General features: G+C 69.0%; 24 protein-coding genes. 7 read left to right on the top strand and 17 right to left on the bottom strand.

The genetic code is table 11. The features are described 5' to 3' along the window. Window positions 1-58: 58 nt before the first annotated feature. Window positions 59-1,174: a GuaB3 family IMP dehydrogenase-related protein gene (locus tag BLW44_RS14245; protein ID WP_060927037.1), complete on the bottom strand. Its 1,116-nt coding sequence runs from the start codon at window positions 1,172-1,174 to the stop codon at window positions 59-61. A gap of 75 nt (window positions 1,175-1,249) precedes the next feature. Here BLW44_RS14245 and BLW44_RS14250 point away from each other — a divergent pair, with 75 nt between their 5' ends. Next, window positions 1,250-2,329 carry an FAD-dependent oxidoreductase gene (locus tag BLW44_RS14250; protein ID WP_074731851.1) on the top strand — a complete coding sequence of 360 codons (1,080 nt, stop codon included), beginning with the start codon at window positions 1,250-1,252 and terminating at the stop codon, window positions 2,327-2,329. A gap of 31 nt (window positions 2,330-2,360) precedes the next feature. On the opposite strand, the gene BLW44_RS14255 is transcribed toward BLW44_RS14250, so the two are convergent. The 9 genes from BLW44_RS14255 to BLW44_RS14290 form a co-directional block, all read right to left on the bottom strand. Continuing rightward, window positions 2,361-4,049, bottom strand: a complete 1,689-nt coding sequence (locus BLW44_RS14255; protein ID WP_060927055.1) for an ABC-F family ATP-binding cassette domain-containing protein — start codon at window positions 4,047-4,049, stop codon at window positions 2,361-2,363. 68 nt (window positions 4,050-4,117) lie between these two features. Next, window positions 4,118-5,902, bottom strand: a complete 1,785-nt coding sequence (locus tag BLW44_RS14260) for a sensor histidine kinase (RefSeq protein WP_074731853.1) — start codon at window positions 5,900-5,902, stop codon at window positions 4,118-4,120. After that, complete coding sequence (locus tag BLW44_RS14265; RefSeq protein ID WP_245647406.1) at window positions 5,899-6,249, bottom strand: response regulator; 351 nt, start codon at window positions 6,247-6,249, stop codon at window positions 5,899-5,901. Before BLW44_RS14265 ends, BLW44_RS14260 begins: the two co-directional genes overlap by 4 nt. Continuing rightward, the gene (locus BLW44_RS18035) at window positions 6,246-6,386 is read right to left on the bottom strand and encodes a hypothetical protein (protein ID WP_167347467.1); all 141 of its coding nucleotides are present in this window, start codon (window positions 6,384-6,386) and stop codon (window positions 6,246-6,248) included. Before BLW44_RS18035 ends, BLW44_RS14265 begins: the two co-directional genes overlap by 4 nt. After that, on the bottom strand, window positions 6,383-7,870 hold the full coding sequence (locus BLW44_RS14270; protein ID WP_060927058.1) for a glycosyltransferase family 2 protein: 1,488 nt from the start codon (window positions 7,868-7,870) through the stop codon (window positions 6,383-6,385). The genes BLW44_RS18035 and BLW44_RS14270 overlap by 4 nt, the downstream gene beginning before the upstream one ends. After that, window positions 7,870-8,583, bottom strand: coding sequence for a PHP domain-containing protein (locus tag BLW44_RS14275; protein ID WP_060927038.1), 714 nt, complete (start codon window positions 8,581-8,583; stop codon window positions 7,870-7,872). The genes BLW44_RS14270 and BLW44_RS14275 overlap by 1 nt, the downstream gene beginning before the upstream one ends. Next, on the bottom strand, window positions 8,580-9,569 hold the full coding sequence (locus BLW44_RS14280) for an ATP-grasp domain-containing protein (protein ID WP_060927039.1): 990 nt from the start codon (window positions 9,567-9,569) through the stop codon (window positions 8,580-8,582). The genes BLW44_RS14275 and BLW44_RS14280 overlap by 4 nt, the downstream gene beginning before the upstream one ends. Further along, window positions 9,569-10,612, bottom strand: coding sequence for a response regulator (locus BLW44_RS14285; protein ID WP_060927040.1), 1,044 nt, complete (start codon window positions 10,610-10,612; stop codon window positions 9,569-9,571). Before BLW44_RS14285 ends, BLW44_RS14280 begins: the two co-directional genes overlap by 1 nt. Before the next feature lie 368 nt (window positions 10,613-10,980). Beyond that, entirely contained in the window at window positions 10,981-11,292 is a 312-nt protein-coding gene (locus BLW44_RS14290; protein WP_060927041.1) for a DUF2277 domain-containing protein, read from the bottom strand. A gap of 155 nt (window positions 11,293-11,447) precedes the next feature. On the opposite strand from BLW44_RS14290, the gene BLW44_RS14295 reads away from it, so the two are divergent. Beyond that, window positions 11,448-11,855 (top strand): hypothetical protein, encoded by a 408-nt coding sequence (locus BLW44_RS14295; RefSeq protein WP_060927042.1) that lies wholly within the window; start codon window positions 11,448-11,450, stop codon window positions 11,853-11,855. Window positions 11,856-11,923: 68 nt separating this feature from the next. On the opposite strand, the gene guaB is transcribed toward BLW44_RS14295, so the two are convergent. Beyond that, window positions 11,924-13,426: an IMP dehydrogenase gene (gene guaB / locus BLW44_RS14300; RefSeq protein WP_060927043.1), complete on the bottom strand. Its 1,503-nt coding sequence runs from the start codon at window positions 13,424-13,426 to the stop codon at window positions 11,924-11,926. 300 nt (window positions 13,427-13,726) lie between these two features. Here guaB and BLW44_RS14305 point away from each other — a divergent pair, with 300 nt between their 5' ends. Genes BLW44_RS14305 through BLW44_RS14320 form a run of 4 tightly spaced genes read left to right on the top strand, consistent with a single transcriptional unit; the run spans window position 13,727 to window position 17,799 of the window. After that, the gene (locus BLW44_RS14305) at window positions 13,727-15,043 is read left to right on the top strand and encodes a branched-chain amino acid ABC transporter permease (RefSeq protein WP_060927044.1); all 1,317 of its coding nucleotides are present in this window, start codon (window positions 13,727-13,729) and stop codon (window positions 15,041-15,043) included. A gap of 5 nt (window positions 15,044-15,048) precedes the next feature. Next, the gene (locus BLW44_RS14310) at window positions 15,049-16,026 is read left to right on the top strand and encodes a branched-chain amino acid ABC transporter permease (RefSeq protein ID WP_060927045.1); all 978 of its coding nucleotides are present in this window, start codon (window positions 15,049-15,051) and stop codon (window positions 16,024-16,026) included. A 46-nt stretch (window positions 16,027-16,072) separates the two neighbouring features. Then, window positions 16,073-17,038 (top strand): ABC transporter ATP-binding protein, encoded by a 966-nt coding sequence (locus BLW44_RS14315; protein WP_060927059.1) that lies wholly within the window; start codon window positions 16,073-16,075, stop codon window positions 17,036-17,038. Next, window positions 17,035-17,799 (top strand): ABC transporter ATP-binding protein, encoded by a 765-nt coding sequence (locus BLW44_RS14320; protein ID WP_060927046.1) that lies wholly within the window; start codon window positions 17,035-17,037, stop codon window positions 17,797-17,799. Before BLW44_RS14315 ends, BLW44_RS14320 begins: the two co-directional genes overlap by 4 nt. A 166-nt stretch (window positions 17,800-17,965) precedes the next feature. On the opposite strand, the gene BLW44_RS14325 is transcribed toward BLW44_RS14320, so the two are convergent. The 3 genes from BLW44_RS14325 to groES form a co-directional block, all read right to left on the bottom strand. Next, entirely contained in the window at window positions 17,966-19,237 is a 1,272-nt protein-coding gene (locus tag BLW44_RS14325; RefSeq protein WP_060927047.1) for an ABC transporter substrate-binding protein, read from the bottom strand. A 144-nt stretch (window positions 19,238-19,381) separates the two neighbouring features. Beyond that, a complete protein-coding gene (gene rarD / locus BLW44_RS14330; RefSeq protein WP_060927048.1) occupies window positions 19,382-20,317 on the bottom strand; it encodes an EamA family transporter RarD in 936 nt (311 codons plus the stop codon). A gap of 93 nt (window positions 20,318-20,410) precedes the next feature. Beyond that, complete coding sequence (groES, locus tag BLW44_RS14335) at window positions 20,411-20,707, bottom strand: co-chaperone GroES (RefSeq protein ID WP_017203655.1); 297 nt, start codon at window positions 20,705-20,707, stop codon at window positions 20,411-20,413. 144 nt (window positions 20,708-20,851) lie between these two features. On the opposite strand from groES, the gene BLW44_RS14340 reads away from it, so the two are divergent. Next, complete coding sequence (locus BLW44_RS14340) at window positions 20,852-22,060, top strand: class I SAM-dependent methyltransferase (protein WP_060927049.1); 1,209 nt, start codon at window positions 20,852-20,854, stop codon at window positions 22,058-22,060. Window positions 22,061-22,081: 21 nt separating this feature from the next. On the opposite strand, the gene BLW44_RS14345 is transcribed toward BLW44_RS14340, so the two are convergent. Genes BLW44_RS14345 through BLW44_RS14355 form a run of 3 tightly spaced genes read right to left on the bottom strand, consistent with a single transcriptional unit; the run spans window position 22,082 to window position 24,905 of the window. Beyond that, window positions 22,082-23,305, bottom strand: coding sequence for a hypothetical protein (locus tag BLW44_RS14345; RefSeq protein WP_060927050.1), 1,224 nt, complete (start codon window positions 23,303-23,305; stop codon window positions 22,082-22,084). Then, window positions 23,289-24,401: a PTS sugar transporter subunit IIB gene (locus BLW44_RS14350; protein ID WP_074731855.1), complete on the bottom strand. Its 1,113-nt coding sequence runs from the start codon at window positions 24,399-24,401 to the stop codon at window positions 23,289-23,291. The genes BLW44_RS14345 and BLW44_RS14350 overlap by 17 nt, the downstream gene beginning before the upstream one ends. Before the next feature lie 3 nt (window positions 24,402-24,404). Then, a complete protein-coding gene (locus tag BLW44_RS14355) occupies window positions 24,405-24,905 on the bottom strand; it encodes a hypothetical protein (RefSeq protein WP_139305290.1) in 501 nt (166 codons plus the stop codon). Between the last annotated feature and the right edge of the window lie 4 nt (window positions 24,906-24,909).

Genomic DNA, 24,909 nt, shown 5'->3' on the forward strand with positions numbered 1-24,909 from the left:
GACCTCGCGAAGGGTCGGCGGGAACAGAGCGGGAGCAGTCACGGTGACGAGCGGGGCCTCAGGCCTCGTAGGGCGCGAGGACGACCTCGACCCGCTGGAACTCCTTCAGGTCGGAGTATCCGGTGGTGGCCATCGACTTGCGCAGCGCGCCGATCAGGTTCGCCGTGCCGTCCGCGACGGGAGCAGGACCATAGAGGATCTCCTCGAGGGTGCCGATGCCGCCGACCTCGACGCGACGACCGCGCGGGAGCTTGGGGTGGTGCGCTTCGGGGCCCCAGTGGAAGCCGCGACCGGGTGCATCCGTCGCGCGGGCGAGCGCGACACCGAGCATGACCGCGTCAGCCCCCATCGCGAGCGCCTTGACGATGTCGCCCGAGGTGCCGACGCCGCCGTCCGCGATCACGTGCACGTAGCGTCCGCCCGACTCGTCGAGGTAGTCGCGGCGAGCAGCGGCGACATCCGAGACGGCCGTGGCCATCGGGGCGTGGATGCCGAGGGTCGCGCGGGTCGTCGACGCCGCTCCCCCGCCGAAGCCGACGAGCACGCCGGCCGCGCCGGTGCGCATCAGGTGCAGGGCAGCCGTGTAGGTCGCGGCACCGCCGACGATGACGGGCACATCGAGGTCGTAGATGAACTTCTTGAGGTTCAGGGGCTCGTCGACGCTCGACACGTGCTCCGCCGAGACGGTCGTGCCCCGGATGACGAACAGGTCGACGCCCGCGGCGGCGACCGTGTCATAGAACTCCTGGGTGCGCTGCGGGGTCAGGGAGCCGGCGACGGTCACGCCTGCCTCGCGGATCTCCGCGATGCGCTGCCTGATGAGCTCGGGCTTGATCGGCTCGGCGTACAGCTGCTGCATCCGCGCCGTCGCCTTGCCCTCGTCGAGACCGGCGATCTCGGCCAGCAGCGGCTCCGGGTTCTCATAACGCGTCCACAGCCCTTCGAGATCGAGGACGCCGAGTCCGCCGAGCTGACCGAGCATGATCGCGGTCTGCGGGCTCACGACGGAGTCCATCGGCGCTCCGAGCACGGGGATGCCGAAGCCGAAGGCGTCGATCGTCCACGCGGTCGACACGTCTTCCGGGTTCCGGGTGCGCCGTGAGGGCACCACCGCGATGTCGTCGAACGTGTACGCGCGACGCGCGCGCTTGCCTCGGCCCAGCTCGATCTCCATGGTCACCACCCCAGACTACCGGGCGCGCACGAGCATGCCGACGGCTGCGAGACTGGGAGCGGAATCGGAGGCACTGTGACGCACACCGGCGAGGTCGCCGTCATCGGCGGCGGCGTGATGGGTCTCGCGACCGCATGGGAACTCACGAGACGGGGGCTGAGGCCGGTCGTCTACGAGCGCTTCGCGCGCGGGCATCACGAGGGCGCCTCGCACGGCGCGACCCGCAACTTCAACAACTCCTACGACGAGGAGCACTACCTCGATCTGCTGGTCCGCTCCCGCGCGGGATGGGAGGCCCTCGGCCGCGTCGACGGCCAGCCGCTGCTGCGGTTGCACGGGCTCGTCACGCACGGCGAGGTCGACGTCGAAGGCATCGCACGGCGCCTGGACGCGCGCGGCATCCACGCCGAGGTGCTGTCAGCGGGCGAGGCCTCGGCCCGCTGGACGGGCATGCGCTTCGAGGATCCCGTGCTGTTCTCGCGTGACGCCGGTGTCGCCCGCGCCTCAGCCGCGCTGCTCGAGCTCGAGCGACGCATCGTCGGGGCCGGGGGCGAGGTGCGCTGGGAGACGCCCGTGAGGCGTGTCGAGGAGACGGATCGGGGTGTCGAGATCGTCCTGGCGGATGCCACGGAGCGGGCCGAGGTCGTCGTCGTCACCGCAGGCGCGTGGACACAGCGGATGCTTCCGAGCATCCGTCTCCCGCGGCTCGAGGTCACCGAGGAGTCCCCCGCGCATTTCGCCCCCTCGTCGTACGCGTCCTGGCCGTCGTTCAACCACTACGTCGACACCGCCCGCTACCCGGCGACCGTCTACGGCATGCCCACCCCGGGTGAGGGCGTCAAGGTCGGCTTCCACCGGGTGGGAGATGTGGTCGACCCGGACGCGCGCCCGCACGCGACGACGCACGCCGCTGCCCTGGCCACGTACGTGCGCGAGTGGATGCCCGGCCTCGACGCGGCATCCGCCGTCCCGATCAGCTGCACGTACACCTCGACCGACGACGGCACCTTCGTGCTCGATCGTCGTGGACGCATCGTCGTCGGCGCGGGGTTCTCCGGACACGGCTTCAAGTTCGCACCGGGCATCGGTGCCACGCTCGCCGATCTCGCGCTCGACCCGTCGGCGCTGGCGGCCGGGCCCTTCCGGCTTCCCTGAAGCCGGAAGGGCACGGCAGCGCGAGCGCGCGTCAGCGCGCCCGCGCCACCCGGCGCTCGTCCCACACCGGGGTGTCGGATTCGTACACCTCGCCGTCGGAGCCGAAGACGAGGAACCGATCGAACGAGCGGGCGAACCAGCGGTCGTGCGTGACCGCGAGCACCGTCCCCTCGAAGCGTCGCAGCGCCTCCTCGAGCGCCTCCGCCGACTCGATGTCGAGGTTGTCGGTGGGCTCGTCGAGCAGCAGCAGCGTCGCGCCCGAGAGTTCGAGCAGCAGCACCTGGAACCGGGCCTGCTGACCGCCGGACAGCGACTCGAACGTCTGCTGCGCCTGGCGCACCAGACCGTACCTGTCCAGCGCCGAGCTCGCCGCATCCCGCGGCATGCCCGCCCGTCGCTCGTCTCCCCTGTGCAGGATCTCGAGCAGCGTGCGTCCGACGAACTCGGGGTGCGCGTGAGTCTGCGCGAACAGTCCTGGCACGACCCGCGCGCCGAGCGTCGCCCGTCCGGAGTGCGCGACCTCCGCCAGCTGCTCGCCGGTCGACGTCACGTGACCGAGCGTCGGATCGGGGTCGCTCCCGCCGCGTGCGAGCAGGCGCAGGAAGTGGGACTTGCCGGAGCCGTTGGATCCGAGCACCGCGACCCGGTCGCCGTACCAGACCTCGGCGTCGAACGGATGCATCAGTCCCGTCAGCTCGAGGCGCCGCGCCACCACGGCCCGCTTCCCCGTGCGGGCGCCGCGCAGTCGCATGTCGAAGTCCTGGGCGGGCGGCCGCTCTTCCGGCGGACCCGCCTCCTCGAACTTGCGCAGGCGGGTCTGGGCCGCCTGGTAGCGCGAGGCGAACCCGTCATTGGCCGACGCCTTGACCTTGAGGGTCGCGACGAGCACTCGCAGCTTCTCGTGCTGCTCGTCCCAACGCCTGCGCAGCTCGTCGAGACGGTCCATGCGGTCGCTGCGCGCCTGGTGGTACGTGGCGAAGCCGCCGCCGTGCACCCAGGCCGACGCACCGGCGCCACCCGGTTCGAGCGTGATCAGCCGGTCGACGGCCCGAGCGAGCAGCTCGCGGTCGTGCGACACCAGCAGCACCGTCTTCGGCGTCTGACGCAGCTGCTCCTCGAGCCACCGCTTGGTCGGCACGTCGAGGTAGTTGTCCGGCTCGTCGAGCAGCAGCACCTCGTCGGGGCCGCGCAGCAGCGCCTCCAGAGCGAGCCGCTTCTGCTCACCGCCCGAGAGCGTCGTGAGCTCGCGGAATCGGGCACGCTCGTAGGGGACGCCGAGAGCGGCCACGGTGCACTGATCCCACACCGTCTCGTGCTCGTATCCCCCGGCATCCGCGTACTCGGCGATCGCCGTCGCGTACGCCATCTGAGTGTCGTGCTCGTCGCGTTCGATCAGGGCGTTCTCCGCGGCCTCGAGCGTCTCGGCAGCCGCACGGATCCGCCGAGGGGCGACCCGCACCAGCAGCTCCTGCACCGTCTGACCCGACTCGCCGTGGCCGACGAACTGGTCCATCACGCCGAGTCCGCCGTCGATCGTGACGACCCCGGCATCCGCCTGCTGGTCGCCGCGGATCACCCGGAGCAGGGTGGTCTTGCCTGCGCCGTTGGGTCCGATCAGAGCACTGGTCGATCCGGAGCCGACGCGGAACGTCGCCTCGTCCAACAGCGGCCTGCCGTCGGGGAGGGTCAGGGAGACCCCCGCTACATCGATATATCCCACCGTGCGCGCCATCCTTCCGCCCGCATGGCGAGCCGATCAGGATATCAGCAACAGGCGCACGCCGACGATCACCGGCGATCCACCACCGGGATGACCTCGGTGCGCGGGGCGGCGGGCAGCAGCATCCGGAACTCGGTGCCGACGCCCTCCTGGCTGGTGACGTCCATCGTGCCGCCGTGCGCGAGCACGATCGCCCGGGTGATGGTGAGGCCGAGACCGACACCGGGCACGGCGTTCCTGGTCGCCGTGGAGGCGCGGAAGAAGCGGGTGAACAGCATCCCCTGCTCGTCCTCCGGGATGCCGACGCCGGTGTCCCGCACGGCGAGCTCGACGCCGCCGTCGACCTGACGGACGCTCGCGCTCACACGTCCGCCTTCGCCGGTGAACTTGATCGCGTTCGAGAGCAGGTTGTCGAGCGCCTGACCGATGCGTCCGGAATCCACCGAGACTCGCACCGGGGTCGTGGGCACGTCGGCGACGATGTCGATGCCCTCCCGCTGCGCATGCGGGCCGGCGGAGACGACCGCGGAGCGGACCAGCTCCGTGACGTCGGCCTCGGCGCGCTCCAGCGGAAAACGCCCCGACTCGACCTGCGCCGTGAAGAGGAGATCGCCGACCAGGTTCAGCAGGCGCTGCGCGTTGCGCTCGATGATCCCGACGAACTCCTGCTGGTCGACGCTCAGCGGCTGCGCCGGATCGTTCTTCAGCAGATCGAGGAAGCCGATGATGGCGCTCAGCGGCGTGCGCAGCTCGTGGGAGATCATGCCCACGAACTCGTCCTTCATCCGTGCGACCTCGACCGCCCTCGTCTCATCGGTGATCACGAGGAGATACCCGTGCTTCGATCCGTCCGAGTCCTGGTACGGGGTGACGGTCACGCGCGCCGGGACGGTCGATCCGCCGACGGTCGCGACGTCGATGTGCGAATCCACCGGGACTCCGGCATCCGCATCGTCGAACAGCGCCCGCAGCCCTGGGTGCAGCCCGTCCTCGGAGCGCCCCGCGCCGTCCAGGGCGAACTGCGCCAGCACGTGCGAGGGGAAGAACCTGTCGACGCGGACCTCGGCGAGCGCCTCCTGCACGGGCATCCCGAGCAGGCGCACCGCACCCGGATTCCAGGCCGTGATCGTGCCGCAGTTGTCCGTGGCGATGACAGCCTGCCCGGTGATCGAGTTCCACAGGCTCGTGAACGATTCGGAAAGCGAGCGGTACTGCTGCTCGCTCGCCGTGAGCTGTTCGAGCATGGCCTGCTTCGCCGCCAGCGCCTCGGTCCGCTCGGCGACGTGCGCTTCGGCCTGGGCTGTGCGCAGGCGCTGCAGACGCGACAGCTCGTTGACGATGGCGCCGACTGTCGCGAACACGAGCGGGCCGATCACGCCACGCAGCCACGCGACCGGGTCCTCCGGGGGGTCGATGAGGTTCGGCATCAGCAGCGCCACCGACGAGAAGACGCCGACGATGATCACCTGGCGTCGGCCGGGTGCCGCGGCGATCCAGATCACGGGCAGCAGGACGAACGAGGAGAAGAGCGACGCCGGCCCTCCGGTGCCCGCCCTGATCGCACCGAGCCCGAGGATGTCGATCATCGGGATGAGCATCACGACCCAGCCGTCGTACACGCCGCGCACCGAGAGCACGGCGGCGAGCGCCGTCACCGCGGCGATCGTGACGAGCCCGAGGACGGCGACAACGGGGTCGGTGACCGGGATGTTGGGGATCGCCCACATGAGCACGGCGGCGACCCCGACCGCGATCGCGGTCGGCCCCTGCTTCATGAGCGGCGTCGGTTCGTCGAAGTACCGGCGCCACCCGCGTTCCATGGTGGCCTGCACGGTGCTGGTGGTGGTGTTCATCGCGGCACTTCCCGCAGCAGGCGGCGCAGATCCGCTCCGACGATCGGCTTGGGCAGCGCGGCGTCGGCGTCGGGGTAGTCGGCGACGTCCAGCACCGAGCTGACGATGAGGAAGCAGTCCGGGTAGCGCTCCTGCACGAGGCGGGCGCACTCCTCTCCGGAGATGCCCGGCAGGAGGAGGTCGATCACGGCTACGACGGGTGTGATCGTGGGGAAGGCGGCGATGGCGGACTCCGCGTCGACGGCCGCGAACACGTCGAACCCTTCGCGATCCAGGTATCGGCGCAGGAGATCGCTCTGGTCCGCACTGTCCTCGACGACGAGGGCCAGCGGCCGCCCGGAGGTCACAGCAGCAGCTCTCGCACGATGACGATCACGACGACGACGCCGAGAGCCAGCAGGGCCTGCGGGATCAGGAGCTTCTCGCGCCTGGCATCCGCCGCGATCTCCTCCTCCTCGGCTGCGTATGAGGGTGCGTCGGTCATGAGTCGACCCGTCCGATCTTCTCGGTCTTGATCCATGCGGCGTCGGCGCGACGCCATTCCTTGATGTACGAATCGACGGTGATGGCGCACAGCAGTGAGCCGTAGCCGCAGACATACAGCAGCAGTCCGGCGAAGAAGCGACCCCCTGGCAGCGGTTCGACGACCCTGGCGAGCCAGATGCCCAGCATCGAGATCGGGCCCCACAGGTAGAACACCACCGCCCACGTGAACCGGGTCTGGTCGGTGATCTCCGCACCGGTGCCGCCCAGCATCCCCTCGAAGAGCCAGGGGAAGAGCGCGATCACCATGAGGAGGAGCGCCCCCAGTCCCGGGAACATGAGCGCCTCGCGCCACGATTGGCGACCGATCCGGCCGTCGAGCTGCACCGCGTAGAGCATCGAGAACAGGTAGATGCAGGCGGCGGAGATCCACATGAAGCGGAACACGAACTCGGCGATGTCGCTGTGCAGGATGAGCAGCGCGAGCATCGCGGAGGCCGCGAGGATCATGAACGCCGGCAGCAGCAGGATCGTGAACCAGGCGAGCCCGAACGCGAAGCTGCCCAGATTGTGCTCGCGACGGGGTCGGAACCACAGGTGGCGGTAGATCGACGTCAGCTGCACGTTGCCCCTGGCCCAGCGCAGGCGCTGCTTCCAGAGGCTGTCGATCGTGCGGGGCTCCTCCGCCAGGACGACGGCATGCGGCTCGAAGACCATCCGTCGGCCCGCGAGCTGACCCTCGAAGGTGGTCATCGTGTCCTCGGCGAGCGTGCCGGTGGGGATCCGCCCGCCGATCGCCTCGAGGTTCGCACGGGAGTGCAGCTGCGCACCGCCGGCGAGGCAGGCGATCGCTCCCCCGACGTTCTGCGTTCGACGGGCGGAGAGCTGCCCGATCACGTACTCGATCGCGATGAAACGGGTGAGGTAGTTGCGGTCGCGGCTGCCCTCCGCGATGTACGCCGTGACGGCTCCGACCTTCTCGTCGGCGAGGTGCCGGCTCATCTTGCGCAGCGAGTCCCTCGCGAAGATGACGTCGGCGTCCATGATGAGCACGGACTCGGTCCAGTCGTCCGCGAGCACGACATCCAGCCCGTGGTTGAGGGTGTGCGCCTTGCCCTCGCCGCCCTTGTCGCGGCGCAGATGCACGACCCTCCCGGGGTACGCGGCTTCTTTCGCCCCGACCACCTGCGGGGTGTCATCGGTCGACGCGTCGTCGATCACGAAGATGCGCAGTCGATCGGCCGGATACTCCAGCTGCATGAGCCGCTCGATCGCCTGGCCGAGCACCAGCCCCTCGTTCCACGCCGGGATCAGCACCGCGACCCTGGGATGGTGAGGGGCCGCCTTGCCGTAGTGGTTGCGGAACGCGTGCACCGGCAGCGCGAGGAACTGCAGCCCCGTGTTGATCACCGGGAGCGTACCGACGAGCACGCAGAGCAGGAGGATCACGACGACCGTGGTCTCGATCCAGTGCAGGTCCGACATCAGCGCCCCTCCCATCCGTCCAGCATCTCGGCCACCCGCGTGTAGCGTCCGACCTCGGACGCGTCGTGGCTGTCCGTCGAGGCGACGATTCCCGCGCCCGCCTGCTGCAGCGCATCCAGGAGCGGGATGCCGGGGCACCCCCACTTCTCGTTGACTTCGACCAGCGTGTCGGTCTCGGCGGCCGCTCGAGCCCAGGCGTCGATGCGCTCGACCCCGAGATCGGCCTCGGACAGGCCGATCTTCGGCAGGAGCGAGAAGCAGTGCGCGAGCTGGTTGCCCGGATGCCGGCGCATGGTGGCGATCAGCGCCGAGACCAGCACGTCCAGCACATCCTGCGGGGCCCACCCCGCCTCGATGCGCTCGCGGACCACGCTCGGACCGAGCGGCCCGTCGACTCCGGGGAACTGATGGTCGGCGATGAGGATCCGGTCGATCCCGGACGGCAGCTCGGGGATGTCGAGCTCGCCCGCGGCATCCAGGATCTTCGCTTCGACGCCCGTGAGCACCGTGAGCTCCTCCGGCACGTGCAGCGCGCGGGCCGCCGCGAGGTACTCGGGGACCCACGTCGTCGAGCGGCGCACGTGATCGACGAGGCGCACCGTCTCGAGTCCGCGGGCGGACGCGGCCGCGACGTTCTCCTCGAGGGAGGAGACGGCGTCGTCCGAGAAGGTCGAGTGGACGTGATGGTCGCCGCGCAGCAGGGAGTGGGTCACAGCTCCTCCTGATGCCCGGCGTGCGCGGACTCGAGGACGTCGTCGATCTCGAGGATCACATCCTCCAGGAATCGCACGGATGCGATCTCGCGGAAAGGGACCTCGGCCGGGATCTCGCGCCCGAGGAACAGGTCGGCCACGAGTGAGGGGATGTCGACGCCGGCGGCGATCGTGAGGGGCAGCGCACCGGGGAACCGCGGGTTGACCTCGAGCAGCACGGCTCGTCCCGCACGGTCACGACGCAGCTGGACGTTGGCCACCCCGACCAGTCCGATGGCCTTGGCGATGGACGCCGCAGCCTGCTCGAGCTCATCGTCGTGCACGGTCCGACCAGCAATTGCGACCCCGGAATCGACGCGAGCTCGCGTGCGGGGAACGGCAGCGACGACCTTCCCTGTCGCGTCGGCGATCACGTCGACCGAGTACTCCTCGCCCGGGAGGTAGTCCTGGACGATGAGCCCCTCGTCCAGTGGGAGTGCCTCGAGGGCCGCGCGGTCGGCCACGAGTCGGACGCCGCGGCTGCCCGCACCCTGGCGAGGCTTGGCGAACACCGGGAACTCCCAGTCGACGCGCGCGGCGTCCGGACCCGCGAGCACGGTGCGCGGGGTCAGCCCCGTGGCCTCGCAGCGCTCGGCGAGCAGCAGCTTGTCGAGAGCCGTCGCGAGCGTCTCCTGCGAGGGAGCGGCGAGCACGGCGGGAGCGATCTCATCCCGACGGTCGGCGAGGGCGATCAGTTCGACGTCGACGGTCGAGATCACGAGGTCGAGCTCGTCGTCGGCCACCATCCGCGCGATCGCCGGCACGAAGTCGTCGTCGCGCCCCGGCGGCACCAGTCGGCGATGGGTCGGGGGCACCAGGTAGATCCCGCTCGCCCAGCCGTCCATGTCGGCGGCGAACACCTCGAGGTCGGAGCGTCGCAGGAGCGAGCGGATCACGGCCACTCCGGCAGGTCCCCCTGCGCCGGTCACCAGTACACGCGCGGTCATCAGCTCTCCCGTCGGGTGAGTTCGTGAGCGCCGATGAACTCGGCGGTCTCGCGGACGACCTCCAGTGGCTCGACCGCTGCTCCCCCGCCGAAACGCGACCAGTATCGGGCGGTGGCCGTCACGAAATCGGGCTCGAGGTAGTCCCGGGTCGCCGTCTGCGAGCCGAAGCACTCCAGCAATCGGAGCTTCTGCGCGATGAACTGGTCGATCCGCACGAAGCGCGTCGGTCGGAAGTCGATCGTCGCGGACGGGCTCTGGTAACAGGCGACCGTTCCGACGCGGCGGGTCGCCGCGATGGTCGCCTCGCTCACGGCCCGGTGATCCTGGTGGCGGTCGTTCGAGGAGTGGGTGTAGACGATGGTGGGCTGCACCTCCTGCACGACCTCCTCGATCAGCCGTACGGTGGCGCCACCACCGGAGATCTCCGTGTCGACGAGGTCCTTGACGAACAGGCGTGCGCCGAGCATCTCCGCCGAGGCGAGGGACTCGTGCTGGCGGCTGTCGGCGTCGCCGCCGCGTGCTCCGCGCGACAGCGTCAGGATCGTGATGGCGTCGCCCGCCTGCGCGTGGGCCGCGAGGATGCCGCCGACGCCGATCTCGACGTCATCCGGGTGCGCGCCGATCGCGAGCACGACCTCGTGCGGCCGGTTCGCCTCACGCCGCGCCCGCCCCTCGGCGACGAGCCGGGTCACGGCCTCGACCAGGCGGGTGTTGTCGAGCGGCTTGGTGAGGAACTCGTCCGCCTGCGCGCGGAGCGCCGAGACGGCGTACTCGACGGAGACGTGCGCGGTCATCACGATGACCGGCAGTAGCGGGTCGTCGCGGCGGAGCGCCGCCAGCAGCTGAAGGCCGTCGAAGCCCGGCATCTCGATATCGGTGACGACGACGTCGGGCGAGAAGCCAGCAAGGCGTTCGACGGCCGCGTGACCGTCGGTGGCGACGACGACCTCGCAGCCGGCGCGCCTCTCGAGCACGGTCTTCACGAGCAGGGCGACGTCGGGGTCGTCGTCGACGACGAGGACGCGGGGGGCATCCTGGGGCATATCTGCGGCTCTCATGGGGAAGTCCCCTGCCGGTCATGCTCCGGCGTGCCGCTTCCCGGCGACCTTCGTGCCGGGAGCTCGGGGGGAAGTCGAGCGGGTGTCTCTAAATACTGGCATATCGAGGCATCCGGGTCCGGCATCCGTCCCCTGCATCCGTCCTGCCCGTCCTGATCCACGGAGTTTGCCCCGTCCGTTCGGGGATTCTTCCCGGGGCACTGTCCCCTGCGTCCGTCCCGTCACTGTCCCGATCCGCACACTTTGCCCCGTTCTGCACAGGGATCCCGCGAATCCATCCGTCAATCGGGACATGCTGTGCAGATCGGGACGGGGCAGGACAGGACAGGACAGGAGGACCGGACCGGACCGGGTCAGGATGCCGAACGTGCCCGCTTCTCCTGCTGGAACACCCGGATCGCCTCGTAGCGCTCGGCCGAACGCGCACGGCGCTTCGTCGCCTCCTCCTCGCGATTCTTGCGGGGTGCGCTCGTGGTCAGGCCGTCGATGAGCGCCCTCGTCGCGAGCGCGATCTCCTCGACCGCCTGGTCGAACACGGCCTGGTTCGCGCGGGACGGTGCGGTCGTCCCCGAGATCTTGCGCACGAACTGCAGTGCGGCATCGTGACATTCGGCATCCGTGGCGGCCGGTTCGAGATTGTTCAGCGGGACGATGTTTCGGCACATAACCGGCACGGTACGCCGCAGGAACGGCGGGCGGAAGAGCAGGCTGCGACCGGCACCCTGACACCCTCGGGATGGCGCCCACCGCTCCCGGCTCACTACGCTCGGCTTCGAGCGCGGCATCCGTCCGTGAACGAACATCCAGAAACGGAGCGACCATGACGAACCCGCCACCCTCCGGTGACGCGCAGTACACCCCGCCGACCTGGAACGGCGCGCCAGCGGCCGGTGCCGACCCCGCCGCCTATCCGGTCGCGGGTCCCGCTCAGCCCGGAACGCCGCCGTCGACTCCGGGCAACGGTCTCGCCATCACAGGACTCGTCCTGGCGTTCCTCGTGGCTCCGATCGGCCTCATCATCAGCATCATCGCCGCCGTCCGCCTGGGCAAGGCGCGTGCTCCGAAGGGACTCGCGATCGCGGGCATCATCGTCGGCGCGGTGATCACCGTGATCTGGATCATCGGGATCATCCTGCTGATCACCGTCTTCGCGAGCATCTTCTCGATGTGCGCGGAGCTCGGCCCCGGCGTGTGGCAGGTCGACGGCGTCACCTACACCTGCAACTGAGATCGCACGACCGGTCCAATGACGGAGGGGCCGGATGCTCTCGCATCCGGCCCCTCCGTCATCTCGTCTCAGCGCTTGTAGTTCGGCGCCTCGACCACGATCTGGACGTCGTGCGGGTGGGACTCCTTGAGCCCGGCCGCCGTGATCCGTACGAACTTGCCACGCTGCTTGAGCTCCTCGATGGTGCGAGCGCCCACGTAGAACATCGACTGACGCAGTCCGCCGACCAGCTGGTACGCGACGGCCGAGACCGGTCCGCGATACGGCACCTGGCCCTCGATGCCCTCGGGGATGAGCTTGTCGTCGCTGGGCACATCGGCCTGGAAGTAGCGGTCCTTCGAGTAAGAGGTCTGCTTGCCACGGGTCTGCATGGCACCGAGCGAGCCCATTCCGCGGTACTGCTTGAACTGCTTGCCCGACTGGAAGACGATCTCACCCGGCGACTCGTCGGTGCCGGCCAGCAGCGAGCCGAGCATCACGGCGTCCGCACCGGCGACGAGCGCCTTGGCGATGTCACCCGAGTACTGCAGGCCACCGTCCGCGATCACCGGCACGCCGGCGGGGCGCGCGGCGAGCGAAGCCTCGTAGACCGCGGTGACCTGGGGCACGCCCACACCGGCCACGACGCGGGTCGTGCAGATGGAACCGGGGCCGACGCCGACCTTGACCGCGTCGACGCCCGCGTCGATCAGAGCCTGAGCGCCCTCACGTGTGGCGACGTTGCCGCCGATGACGTCGATGTGCGCGAAGCTCTCGTCCGCCTTGAGGCGGGTGACGAGATCGATCACGCCCTGCGACTGCCCGTTGGCGGTGTCGACGACGAGCACGTCCACTCCGGCGTCGCGCAGCGCCTCCGCGCGCTCCCAGGCGTCGCCGAAGAAGCCGATGGCCGCGCCGACGCGCAGCCGCCCCTGGTCGTCCTTGGTGGCGAGGGGGTACTTCTCGCTCTTGTCGAAGTCCTTGATGGTGATGAGCCCTGCGAGCTTGCCCTCGTCGTCGATGAGCGGCAACTTCTCGACGCGGTGCTTGGCGAACAGCGAGATGACCTCTCCCGCGGCGACGCCGACCTTGGCGGTGACGAGGCCCTCCGACGTCATGACGTCCTTCACGAACGTGGTCTGACGCTCGAAGCCCGAGACGAAGCGCATGTCGCGGTTCGTGATGATGCCGACGAGCCGCCCGTCGGGGTCGACCACGGGGAGGCCGGAGATGCGGTACTTGGCGCACAGCGCGTCGACCTCTTCGACGGTCGCGTCGGGGTTGGTCGTGATCGGGTCGGTGATCATGCCCGACTCGCTGCGCTTGACGCGGTCGACGTGTGCGGCCTGGTCGGCGATCGAGAGGTTGCGGTGCAGGATGCCGATACCGCCCTCACGGGCCATCGCGATCGCCATGCGGGATTCCGTGACCGTGTCCATCGCGCTGGAGAGCAGCGGGGTGGCGACCGAGATGCGGCGAGTGATCCGCGACGAGGTGTCAGCCTCGCTGGGGATGACGTCGGTGTGCCCCGGGAGGAGCAGCACATCGTCGTACGTGAGTCCGACGAAGCCGAAGGGGTCGTGCTGGTCCATGGATGATCCTCCTGCGGGCGCGATCTGGGGCGAGGGTGTACCAATTCTAAGCGTGGGGAGGCTGAGGAAATTCCCGGCACCCTTCGGGCCGTCCCGACGATCGCTGCTGCCGTCAGACCGGTATTTCGCAACTTCGTGATGGGATCGTTCTCAGCGTGAGCCGATCGTGCCTTGGTTGAAACAGAGCCGACACATTACGCTCATACCGTCGTACATCAAGGCCGATGAACAACTCCGTCATGGCCTGTGTACTCGGCTGGAGGTTCTGTGCGTCCGACGATCTCGGCGACTCGAAGCGGAATGCGGTGGGTCATCATCCTGCTCGCGTCGCTGCTCGCCATCGCATTCCTGTGGTTGCAGCCCCCGGCAGCGGCCTCCGCCGAAGAGACGGACGACGGCCAGGAGATCACCGAGTTCTACTTCGCCGGCGTCATCACCTTCGATGACGACCCGGTCGAAGGCGTCGTGATGTCCATCAAAGGCAACGGCTTCGAGGGCGACACCGAGACGGATGCCGAGGGCAAGTGGCGCCTGTACGTCCCCGAGAAGGAGACCTACACGCTCACCGTCGATGAGGACACTCTCCCGAAGGGCGTGATCGTCGATCCCGCCCTGCTGCCGGAGGGCACGCAGCCGATCGCCGGGACCACGGCGTCGTTCGAGGTGGAGTTCGGCCTCACCGGCACGAAGATCATGAACCTCTTCCTCGGTGAGGGCGAGCGTCTGACGACCTCCTTCATCGACCAGCTGCTGTCTCGCCTGGTGGGTGGGCTCAACTTCGGCCTCCTCCTCGCGTTGGCCTCGATGGGCGCAGCGCTCATCTACGGCACCACGCGCCTGTCGAACTTCGCGCACGCCGAGATGGTGACCTGGGGCGGCCTCGTCGCACTGGTCACGACGAGCTTCTGGCATCTTCCGCTGTGGCTCGGGATCGTGGCGGCCGTGGTCGGCGGTGGTCTGTTCGGCTGGGCCCTGGATGCCGGGATCTGGCGTCCCCTCAGGCGACGCGGTCTCGGAGTCGTCCAGCTGATGATCGTCAGCATCGGACTCTCGCTCGCCCTGCGCTACGCGTTCCAGTACCTGATCGGCGGTGGCACGCGTCAGTTGCCTGGCGCCAGCCCGGAGCCGTTCCGATTCGGCCCGATCTCGCTCTCCTACATCGACCTGATCGGCATCGTCGTGAGCGTCGTGGTGATCCTCGGCGTCGCGTTCTTCCTGACCCGCACCCGCATCGGCAAGGCCACTCGAGCGATCTCCGACAACCCGCAGCTCGCCGCGGCATCCGGCATCGACGTCGACAAGGTCGTCCGCTACGTGTGGATCCTCTCCGGCACGCTGGCTGCGATCTCGGGCATCCTCTGGGCGTACTTCCGACCCGGCGTCAAGTGGGACATGGGCATGCAGATGCTCCTGCTCATCTTCGCGGCCATCACGCTCGGCGGTCTCGGCACCGCGTTCGGCGCCCTGGTCGGCTCACTCATCGTCGGCATCGCGGTCGAGGTCTCGACGCTGTGGATCCCGTCCGATCTGAAGTATGCGAGCGCGCTGGTCGTGCTCATCGTGATCCTCCTCGTCAGACCGCAGGGCCTGCTGGGACGCAGGGAAAGGTTGGGCTGATCGCCATGGACTTCGGAAGCATCTTCTCCAATACGGCCACCTATCTCTTCAGCCCGGTCACGCTGGCCTACGCGCTGGCGGCGACGGGACTGGCCGTGCACTTCGGCTATGCGGGACTGCTCAACTTCGGCATGGCTGCCTTCATGGCGATCGGCGGGTACGGGTACGCGATCTCGGTGCTGACCTTCGGGCTCCCCTGGTGGATCGGCATGCTGATCGGCCTCCTCGGCGGTGCGTTCTTCGCCGTGCTGCTCGGCATCCCGACCCTGCGGCTGCGCGCCGACTACCTCGCGATCGCCACGATCGCCGCGGGTGAGATCGTGCGCCTGCTGTTCACGACGCAGATCTTCGACGAGTACACCAACTCCGCCGACGGGCTCGCGCAGTTCAACGGCGGCTTCCGCGACGCCAACCCGTTCCCGCAGGGCACCTACGGGTTCGGCCCGTGGACCTACAGTGCGAACGACCTGTGGAACCGCGTGTTCGGACTCCTCGTCCTCGTGGTCGCCGTGCTGCTGGTCTGGTCGCTCATGCGAAGCCCGTGGGGCCGAGTTCTCAAGGGCATCCGAGAGGACGAGGACGCCGTGCGCTCGCTCGGCAAGAACGTCTTCGCGTACAAGATGCAGGCGCTCATCGTCGGAGGCGTCATCGGCGCAGCCGGAGGAATCGTGTTCGTCCTCCCCTCCGCCGTCGTCCCCGGCAGCTACACGACCTCGCTGACCTTCTTCCTGTGGACGGTGCTGCTGCTCGGCGGCGCCGCCACCGTCTTCGGCCCCACGCTGGGTGCGATCCTCTTCTGGGTCGTCTTCGCCTTCATGGCGAACCTGCTGCCGTCGATGGCGAAGGCCGGTCTGCTGCCGATGTCCGACAGCCAGGCATCGACGCTCGTGTTCATCTTCGTCGGCATCGCCCTGATGCTGCTCGTGATCTTCCGACCTCAGGGCATTCTCGGAGACAAGAGGGAGATGACCTTTGTCAAATGAACTGACCCCCGACGAGAGCGCCCAGACGGCGCCCACCACGGGGAGCATCCGCCGTCCGAAGACCACCGGTCTCACCACGGGGCCGGCGGCCCCCGGCGTGCCGAAGGTCGACCCCATCCTCGTCGTCGACGCCGTGCAGCGGCGCTTCGGCGGCCTGACTGCCGTCGACGTCGATCACCTCGAGATCCCGCGCGGAGCGATCACCGCCCTGATCGGACCGAACGGCGCGGGCAAGACCACGCTGTTCAACCTGCTCTGCGGTTTCGACAAGCCGAACAGCGGCACCTGGTCGTTCGACGGCACCAGCCTCTCGGGCGTGCCCTCCTTCAAGGTCGCCCGCATGGGGCAGGTGCGCACCTTCCAGCTGACGAAGTCGCTGTCGCTGCTCACGGTGCTCGAGAACATGAAGCTCGGTGCTCCCGGCCAGCGCGGCGAGGGCTTCTGGTCGAGCCTGTTCCCGTTCCTGTGGCGCAAGCAGGACCAGGAGATCGAGGTGAAGGCGCGTGAGCTCCTCACCCGGTTCAAGCTCGACGCGAAGGAGAAGGACTTCGCTGCCTCGCTCTCCGGCGGGCAGCGCAAGCTCCTCGAGATGGCGCGGGCTCTGATGAGCGACCCGACCCTCGTGATGCTCGACGAGCCGATGGCCGGGGTCAACCCGGCGCTCACGCAGTCGCTGCTCGACCACATCCTCGACCTCAAGGGGCTCGGGATGACGGTGCTGTTCGTCGAGCACGACATGCACATGGTCCGCCACATCGCCGACTGGGTCGTCGTCATGGCCGAAGGACGCGTCGTCGCGGAGGGACCCCCCGAGGAGGTCATGGAGGACCCTGCGGTCGTCGATGCCTACCTGGGCGCGCACCAGGACCTCGACCTCGGCGCGGTCACCGGCCGCATCCCGGTCATCGAGAACGCGGCGGCCGCCAGGCTCCGTGAGCAGATCGAAGCAGAGGCCGAAGCGGAGCTCGAAGCGACGAGCACCCTCGACCAGGATCAGAAGGGCAACGCATGAGCGCGGACACCTCAGCCACGTCGCCGGCAGCCGCTGACGTCATCGTCGAGCTCAAGGACGTGCATGCCGGGTACCTCCCGGGGGTGAACATCCTCAACGGCGCGAACCTGGTCGCGCGGCAGGGCGAGCTGATCGGCATCATCGGCCCGAACGGTGCAGGCAAGTCGACGCTGCTGAAGGCGATCTTCGGGATGGTCAACGTGCGAAGCGGCGACATCACCGTGAAGGGCGAGAGCATCGTAGGCCTGAAGGCCGACAAGCTCGTCAAGCGCGGTGTCGCCTTCGTCCCCCAGACGAACAACGTCTTCCCCTCGCTCTCCATCGAGGAGAACCTGCAGATGGGGCTCTACCAGAACCCCAAGATCTACGACGAGCGCCTCGAGTTCGTGACGGGCATCTTCGCGGAGCTGGGCAAGCGCCTCAAGCAGCGCGCAGGATCGCTCTCCGGTGGTGAACGCCAGATGGTGGCGATGTCCAGGGCCCTGATGATGGACCCCTCCGTGCTGCTCCTCGACGAGCCGTCCGCCGGGCTCTCCCCCGTGCGCCAGGATGATGCGTTCATCCGCGTCTCCGACATCAACAAGGCCGGCGTCACGACCATCATGGTCGAGCAGAACGCCCGTCGCTGCCTCCAGATCTGCGACCGCGGCTACGTGCTCGATCAGGGCAAGGACGCGTACGAGGGCACCGGGCGCGACCTGCTCAACGATCCGAAGGTCATCGGCCTGTACCTCGGAACGCTCGGCACGGACGCCGCCTGACGCGGCTGACACGAGAGAGGGGCGGATGCTGCGGCATCCGCCCCTCTCTCGTTCTCCCGAGTCCTGCACGATCCCTGGTCCTGCACGATCCCTGGTCCTGCACGGCATCCCTGGGCGCGGACACGACGAAGGCCCCGGATGCAGCATCCGGGGCCTTCGCTCGTGATCAGTTGGTGCGGGAGATCAGGTTGTCGGCGCTGTACTCGTACGTGCCGATCGAGGCGCCCTGCGGGTCGCCGTTCTCGTCGAACGTGACCTCGCCGGAGTAGCCGTCGTAGTCGGCCGTGCCGCCGTCGTTGATGATCTTGGCGCAGTCCTCGAAGCTGGTGCACTTCTCACCGTCGCCGCTACCACCGGAGACCTCGGCCATCTTCTCCGCGATGTCCGCACCCTCGGTCGAGCCGGCTGCGAGCGATGCGAGAGCGACGAGCACGACGGCGTCGTATGCCTCGGCCGCGTACGTGAAGTCGTTGACCTCGGCGTTGCCCTCACCCGTCCAGAACTCCTGGAGGCGGTCGGTGAAGTCGTCCTCGAGCGCCGGGCCAGGCTTCGTGCCCTGAGCACCCTCGAGCGAGAACGGGAAGTTCGTGTCGGGCGACGAGCCGTAGTCCGACAGGTTTCCGTCGACGAGGTAGAACTTGTCCGGCGTGATGCCCGCGTTCACGAGCAGCGGGGCGATCGTCTTGAACTGGTCGAACGAGACGATCGCGACGGCGTCGGGGTTCTGCGCCTTGATGGTCTCGACCTGTGCGTCGAACTGACCGTCACCGACGTTGTAGGACGCGTCGGCGACGACCTCGCCACCTGCACCCTCGAACGTCGACTTGATGTTCTCGAAGAGACCCGTGCCGTATGCGTCGTTCTGATAGATGACGCCGAGGGTCTTGTGTCCGTCCTCGGCGATCAGGTTGCCGAGCACCTCGCCCTGGAGCAGGTCGCTCGGTGCGGTGCGGAAGTAGAGGCCGTTGTCGTCCCAGTCCGTGAAGTCGGGGCCGGTGTTCGACGCGGAGATCTGCAGGATGCCGGCGCTGACGTTGCCGTCGAGGATCAGGCGGGAGACGCCGGATGCCGCAGCACCGACGATGGCGGTGACGCCTGCGCCCTGGAGCTTGGTGATCGAGGTCTCGTACGCCTTGGTGTCGGTGTCGCCCTCGTCTTCGGCGGTCAGGTTGATCGTGACACCGGCATCGGCATCGTTGACCTCCTTGACGGCCAGCCCGACGCCCGATTCCATGGGCGGGCCGAGGAACGACAGCGAACCGGTCTGCGGCAGCAGCGACCCGAGCTCGAGGGTGAGGTCGGCGGCCGGCTTTCCGCCGTCGCCGGACGGCTCATCCGAGGGCGTGCTGGTGCAGCCTGCGACGACGATCGCCGAGGCGCTCAGCAGCGCGACTCCGGCGAGAATCTTGGCGCTGCGCGAGCGCGTGAATGCGGTCATGATGCTCCCTTGCGTGACTGGCCGTGGATTGTGACCACGGTCGGGTGCTCTAACACTAGGACCGAAAGGCTTCGCGTAGGGGTCGCCGATGTTTCGGTGCGTTAACGATCCGACACCGAGTTTCCCGCCGCTTGAGCCGCGAGTTCAGACCAGTTCCGGCTGCGCACTCCGTCGCCCACGTCGCGCGGCGAGCAGCAGGTCGATCACGAACACCAGGATCGCGATCCAGACGATGATGAACCCCGCCCATCGCTCGACCGGCATCGGCTCGCCGAGTACGGCCGCGCCGATGATGAACTGCATGATCGGGGTGATGAACTGGATCATCCCGATGATGGCGAGGTTGATCCGTCGTGTCCCTGCCGCGAAGAGCAGCAGGGGTACAGCGGTCGCGACGCCGGCGAAGGCGAGCAGCGCTGCGTGCCACGGGCCGTTCGCGCCCATCGTGATCCCTGTGGTCGTGGCGACCAGGATCAGCTGGACGACCGCGATCGGGATCAGCCAGAAGGACTCCAGCGTCAGACCGCTGACCGCGTCGACCGCTGGTCCGATCTTCTTCTTGATGAGTCCGTAGACGCCGAAGGACGCGGTCAGCGAGAGCGCGATCCAGGGGAACGATCGGTAGAAGAGCACGATGACGACCACCGCCACCGCAGCGATGCCGATCGCGACCCACTGCAGTCGGCGGATCCGCTCCTTGAGCACGAAGACACCGAGCAGCACGGTGGTGATCGGGTTGATGAAGTAGCCCAGGCTCGTCTCGACCACGTGGCCCGTGAGCGTGCCGATGAGGAAGACCTGCCAGTTGACGTAGATCAGGATGCCGGCCAGCGCGGTCCACCCGAGCAGCTTCGGCTGCCGGATGATCACACCGAAGGCGGACCAGCCTCGCGTCGCCGTGAGCAGGATCAGGCAGAAGGCGAGGGACAGCAGTACCCGCCAGGCGACGACCTCCCAGGGCCCCGTCGGTGTGAGGAGCAGGAAGTAGAGGGGCAGGACGCCCCACAGCAGGTAGGCGCCTCCCGCGTACGCGACCCCCGCGGTCTGAGTGGCGCGGGCGGAGGCGGTCGTCGGGGGCACCGCACAACCCTACCTGTGAGAGAAGAGGAAGACCGCGAGGACAGAGGAAGGGCCCGGATGCAGATGCATCCGGGCCCTTCCGAAGACGTTGTCTCAGCGGACGACGACTGCGAGCACGTCGCGAGCCGACAGGACGAGGAACTCGTCTGCGCCGAACTTCACCTCGGTGCCGCCGTACTTGCTGTACAGCACGCGGTCGCCGACGGCGACGTCGAGCGGAACGCGGTTGCCGTTGTCATCGATGCGGCCAGGACCCACGGCCACGACCTCGCCCTCCTGGGGCTTCTCCTTGGCGGTGTCGGGGATGACCAGGCCACTCGCGGTGGTCTGCTCAGCCTCGACCTGCTTGATGACGATGCGGTCCTCGAGCGGCTTGATGGAAACCGACACGGTCTACCTCTTCTTTCTTGACGCTGACAGGAAGACTTTTCGCACTCTCAACCCGAGAGTGCTAATCCAGTCTAGGCGTTCCGCTGGCACTCATGCAATGCGAGTGCCAATGGGCAGGGAAGGGCCGCGGCCTAAGCTGGAGACGTGGAGATCTCCGAGCTGCGCGCCCTGCTCACCCCTGACGGGCTGGAGCTGCTCGACAGCCTCGGACCCGTCGAGCAGGTCGGCGATGTCGCCCGTTCCGTGTCGCAGCTGCGGGCGGCCGGCCACTCCCCCGACCTCGTCTCGGCCGTCGTGGGCCAGGCACGTCTGCGGGCGAAGGCCACGGGAAAGTTCGGCGACTTCGCCGCGCGGATGCTCTTCACCCGCGCCGGACTCGAGCAGGCGACCCGGCTGGGCGTCGCTGCGCGCCACGCCCAGCGGCTCCGGCAGGCGGGGATCACCCACGTCTCTGACCTCGGCTGCGGGATCGGCGGCGATTCCCTCGCGTTCGCCGGCGCAGGACTCGACGTGCTCGCTGTCGACGCCGACGAGGTCACCGCGGCCATCGCCGCCTACAACCTGGCGCCGTTCGGCGAGGATGCGACCGTCCTGCACGGAACGGCCGAGGACCACGTCCCCGCAGGCGGCGTCGCCACGCAGGCTATCTGGATGGACCCCGCCCGCCGCACGTCCGGCCACAGCGAGACCAGTCGCGTGTCGTCGTCGGACTACTCGCCGCCGCTGGACTGGGCGTTCGATGTGGCATCCCGGATCCCCGCGGGGATCAAGCTGGGTCCGGGGCACGACCGGGACGCCCTTCCCGCCGACGCCGAGGCGCAGTGGGTCAGTGCCGACGGCAGTGTCGTCGAGCTCGTCGTCTGGACAGGCTCCCTCGCCCGCGAGGGTGTGCGCCGCGCCGCGCTCGTGGTCCGCGGCGAGCGCTCGCACGAGCTGACCGCCGGAGCGGATGCCGACGACGCGCCCGTCCGCGACCTCGGCGCGTTCCTGCACGAGCCCGACGGCGCGGTGATCCGCGCCCGCCTGATCGGAGACGTCGCTCGGACGCTGGATGCCGGGATGCTCGATGAGCGCATCGCGTATCTCACGTCCGACGCTGCGCTCACGAGCCCCTTCGTGCAGTCGTTCCGGGTGCGCGAGACGATGCCGGCCAACCCGAAGGCCATCAGCGCTGTGCTCAAGGCACACGGCATCGGCACGCTCGAGATCAAGAAGCGCGGCATGGACATCGACCCCGCCGCCTTCCGCAAGAAGCTGACGCTGCGGGGAGACCAGGCGGCCACTCTGATCCTCACCCGGGTGGGCGACCAGCGACGGGCCATCCTCGCGGACCGGGTGCCGGCACCGGAGTAGCGTCCGTCCCGACGGGCGACGCTAGCCTGCAGGGTCGTCGGAGGGAACCTCGACCTGTATCGGGTCCTGCTTCTCGCCGCCGACCTCGAACGTCTCGCCGGGCTTCACGGTCGCCTCGGCGGCCGGCGCCTCGCCGGAGACGATGAGGTATGACGTGCCGGTCGGCGTGTAGGCGAGCGTCACGCTCCAGGAGCTGCTCGCCCCTGTGGCGTTGTCGACGGTGACGCCCGAGACCTCCAGCTCGTGGCCCGGCACCTGCGTCTGCCCTGCCTCGGTGCATTCGAGTGCGTCGACGGCATCGACGACCAGGCAGTCCTGCGGCGCGCCGTCGACGACTCGCTGCGCCGACCAGACCGGGGCGTCGCCGAAGTATCCGATCACCGAGAACGAGTACTCCTCGAATCCCTGCGCGACCAGGTCCTCGGCGCTCTCGCGCTCTTCCCCCTGGAACTGCGCCAGCCAGTCCTCCTGGGTGTTGTCCCAGCGCTGGATGAACGCGACGATCTCCCCGTTCATCGTCCTCGTGGCCGAGGCCCAGATCTGCTGCGGGGCCTCGTCGCCGTCCGCAGCCGCCGCGGTGATGCTCACCCCGGCCCCGGCACCGCTCTCGAACTCCTCGGCCCGCTGGCACTGACGTGCGGAATCCTCCGCCGTGTCGATGGTGACGCACACCATCTCCCCGTCGTCCTTCGTCGCGAACCAGACGATGACGTCGTCATCCTGTCCGATCGCGCGTACGCTGCCCGGATCGTACTTCCCCTCGACCTGCAGCTCGGCCCGGCGCTCCTGCTGCTCGGGAGTGAGCGCCACAGCGTCGTCGCGACCGAACAGCGCCCACCCGGCCGCCACGCCGATGACGAGGAGAGCGACGGATGCCGCGGCCACCGCTTTCCAGTGCCGACGCAGCGTCTGCCGCAGTCCGGTCGCCGGTCGGGGGACGCTGGCGAGGCCCTCACCCTCGTCGCGAGCCTGGTCTGTGGATTCCGGCCCCTCAGGGGCCGCCCCGACGGCGGTCGGCGATCCGGATGCCGTCGCCGCGGGAACGTCGGAGGACTCCACGATCGCAGCATCGGCCCGCGATCCCTCACCATCCGAGGGCATCTCGATCGGCGCCGCCTCCGGCTCGGCGCGAGAGCCTTCCAGCTCACGCAGCCGCGCGGCATCCGCCTCGGTCAGTCCCCCGTCTCGCCCGTACGCCTTCGCCTGCAGGGCGCGCAGCTCGGCGGCATCAGTCTCCTGCAGCATCGTCGCCCGCCTCGCCCTTCGTCACGGTCAGATACTGCTGACCGTAGCCGAAGCGGTACTCGTACCGGGTGGCGACACCGCCGGCGTCCTCGACATCGAGGGCGAGGGTGCTCTCGGCGCCGGACAGCATCAGGCTGTCGTCGCACACCATCGGCGGATCGGGCATTGAGCCGTCGAACACCAGGCAGAAGCGCTGCGTGGCCATGTCGATCCCCGTCCAGATCGGCACCCCTGCGTCGTAGCCGACCACCGCGATCGAGCGGCGGTCCAGCCCCGTCGCCTCGGCGAGGGCTTCCGCCGCCTCGACCTCCTCCTGGCTGGCGAACGTTGCGGTGGTCTGGGGCGAGGTGATGTAGCTGCGGGCGATGATCGCAGGCTCCCCCTTCGGTGTGAGGAGCATCTGCACCTCCACGTCATAGCTCTGCGATTCGTCGACCACTGTCGTGAGCGTCGCATTCACGCCCTGGATCGACGCCTGCTCGCGGGTGGTGCAGGCCGGTGCCGTCGCCCGGTCGTCGCCCAGGACCAGACACACGTTCGCTCCGCCCTCCTTCGTCGCGAACCAGATCACCACCCCCTCCTCTTCCTGCAGGGCGCGGATCGACCCGGAATCGAAGTCGCCCGAGGCGATGAGCGCGGCCTGCCAGTCCTGCTGCGTCGTGGTCAGCTGCAGGGGCCGCGGCCCCCGGTCCGCGAACAGCAGCCACCCCAGCAGCACCCCGACGACGACGAACACCACGGAGACCCCGAGCACGACGGGCCACCGCCGGCGGAGCACCGTGCGCGCGGACACGTCGTGCGGCCCCGGATCCGTGGCGACGACGGCGTCTGTCGGCCTGCGGTGCGCCGGCTCGCGGTGGGGCGCCGACTCCCCGGGCTGCGACGCCGACTCCCCGGTCTGGGGCGCCGACTCCCCGGGCTGCGACGCCGGCGCAGCCGTGACAGGAGCGGTCGTCGCAGCGAGCCCGTCCTCCGACACTCGAGCAGCCTCCAGCTCGCGCAGTCGCTCGGCCTCCGCATCGCTCAGCGCACCGGAACGTCCGTAGGCGCGCGCCTGTAGGGCACGCAGCTCGACGGAGTCCTCGACGTCGAGCATCCGCTATCCGATCCTCTCGAACTGCATCCCCGCCCAGACCAGCCAGCCGAGGCTGTACACGGTCGCGCAGAGCCCGAGCACGAGCGCCCAGCGCGCGATGGCCCGGCTCTCCACGGGACGACGCAGTGACATGATCGAGGCGATCACCGCCACCACGGCGACGGGGATGCCCCACCCGACGAAGAACGAGGCGACCAGCGCGACGATCGCGGCCATCAGCGCCCACGGCGCGAGCCGGGTGTCATCGACACCGGACGCCGCCGACGGCTCCCAGTCGTCGTCCCGCTCGGGAGCGTCGATCACCGGACCGGTCACGACGATCGGCTCGACGCTCACCGGACCGGTCGGCAGCTTCGAATAGCCCTCACGGCGAGCGCCGGGGAGACGCGCCGATCCCACGGGTCGCTCGACCTCGCCGCTCGGCCCCTCCACGCTCGCACGGGGGGCTGAGGCTGCGGCCTCAGCGGCGGGGTCCGCACCCGCCGACCCTGACGTGCGGGACATATCG

The sequence above is a fragment of the Microbacterium hydrocarbonoxydans genome (genome assembly GCF_900105205.1).
GTDB lineage: Bacteria > Actinomycetota > Actinomycetes > Actinomycetales > Microbacteriaceae > Microbacterium > Microbacterium hydrocarbonoxydans.

Excerpts from the sequence above, each read along its gene's own strand:
- BLW44_RS14350 (WP_074731855.1), bottom strand. The coding sequence starts at position 24,401 with ATGCTCGACGTCGAGGACTCCGTCGAGCTGCGTGCCCTACAGGCGCGC.
- BLW44_RS14295 (WP_060927042.1), top strand. The coding sequence starts at position 11,448 with ATGACGAACCCGCCACCCTCCGGTGACGCGCAGTACACCCCGCCGACC.
- BLW44_RS14310 (WP_060927045.1), top strand. The coding sequence starts at position 15,049 with ATGGACTTCGGAAGCATCTTCTCCAATACGGCCACCTATCTCTTCAGC.
- BLW44_RS14325 (WP_060927047.1), bottom strand. The coding sequence starts at position 19,237 with ATGACCGCATTCACGCGCTCGCGCAGCGCCAAGATTCTCGCCGGAGTC.
- BLW44_RS14345 (WP_060927050.1), bottom strand. The coding sequence starts at position 23,305 with ATGCTGCAGGAGACTGATGCCGCCGAGCTGCGCGCCCTGCAGGCGAAG.
- BLW44_RS14270 (WP_060927058.1), bottom strand. The coding sequence starts at position 7,870 with ATGTCGGACCTGCACTGGATCGAGACCACGGTCGTCGTGATCCTCCTG.
- BLW44_RS14285 (WP_060927040.1), bottom strand. The coding sequence starts at position 10,612 with ATGCCCCAGGATGCCCCCCGCGTCCTCGTCGTCGACGACGACCCCGAC.
- BLW44_RS14290 (WP_060927041.1), bottom strand. The coding sequence starts at position 11,292 with ATGTGCCGAAACATCGTCCCGCTGAACAATCTCGAACCGGCCGCCACG.
- BLW44_RS18035 (WP_167347467.1), bottom strand. The coding sequence starts at position 6,386 with ATGACCGACGCACCCTCATACGCAGCCGAGGAGGAGGAGATCGCGGCG.
- BLW44_RS14245 (WP_060927037.1), bottom strand. The coding sequence starts at position 1,174 with ATGGAGATCGAGCTGGGCCGAGGCAAGCGCGCGCGTCGCGCGTACACG.
- BLW44_RS14280 (WP_060927039.1), bottom strand. The coding sequence starts at position 9,569 with ATGACCGCGCGTGTACTGGTGACCGGCGCAGGGGGACCTGCCGGAGTG.
- BLW44_RS14320 (WP_060927046.1), top strand. The coding sequence starts at position 17,035 with ATGAGCGCGGACACCTCAGCCACGTCGCCGGCAGCCGCTGACGTCATC.
- BLW44_RS14305 (WP_060927044.1), top strand. The coding sequence starts at position 13,727 with ATGCGGTGGGTCATCATCCTGCTCGCGTCGCTGCTCGCCATCGCATTC.
- BLW44_RS14260 (WP_074731853.1), bottom strand. The coding sequence starts at position 5,902 with ATGAACACCACCACCAGCACCGTGCAGGCCACCATGGAACGCGGGTGG.
- guaB (WP_060927043.1), bottom strand. The coding sequence starts at position 13,426 with ATGGACCAGCACGACCCCTTCGGCTTCGTCGGACTCACGTACGACGAT.
- BLW44_RS14355 (WP_139305290.1), bottom strand. The coding sequence starts at position 24,905 with ATGTCCCGCACGTCAGGGTCGGCGGGTGCGGACCCCGCCGCTGAGGCC.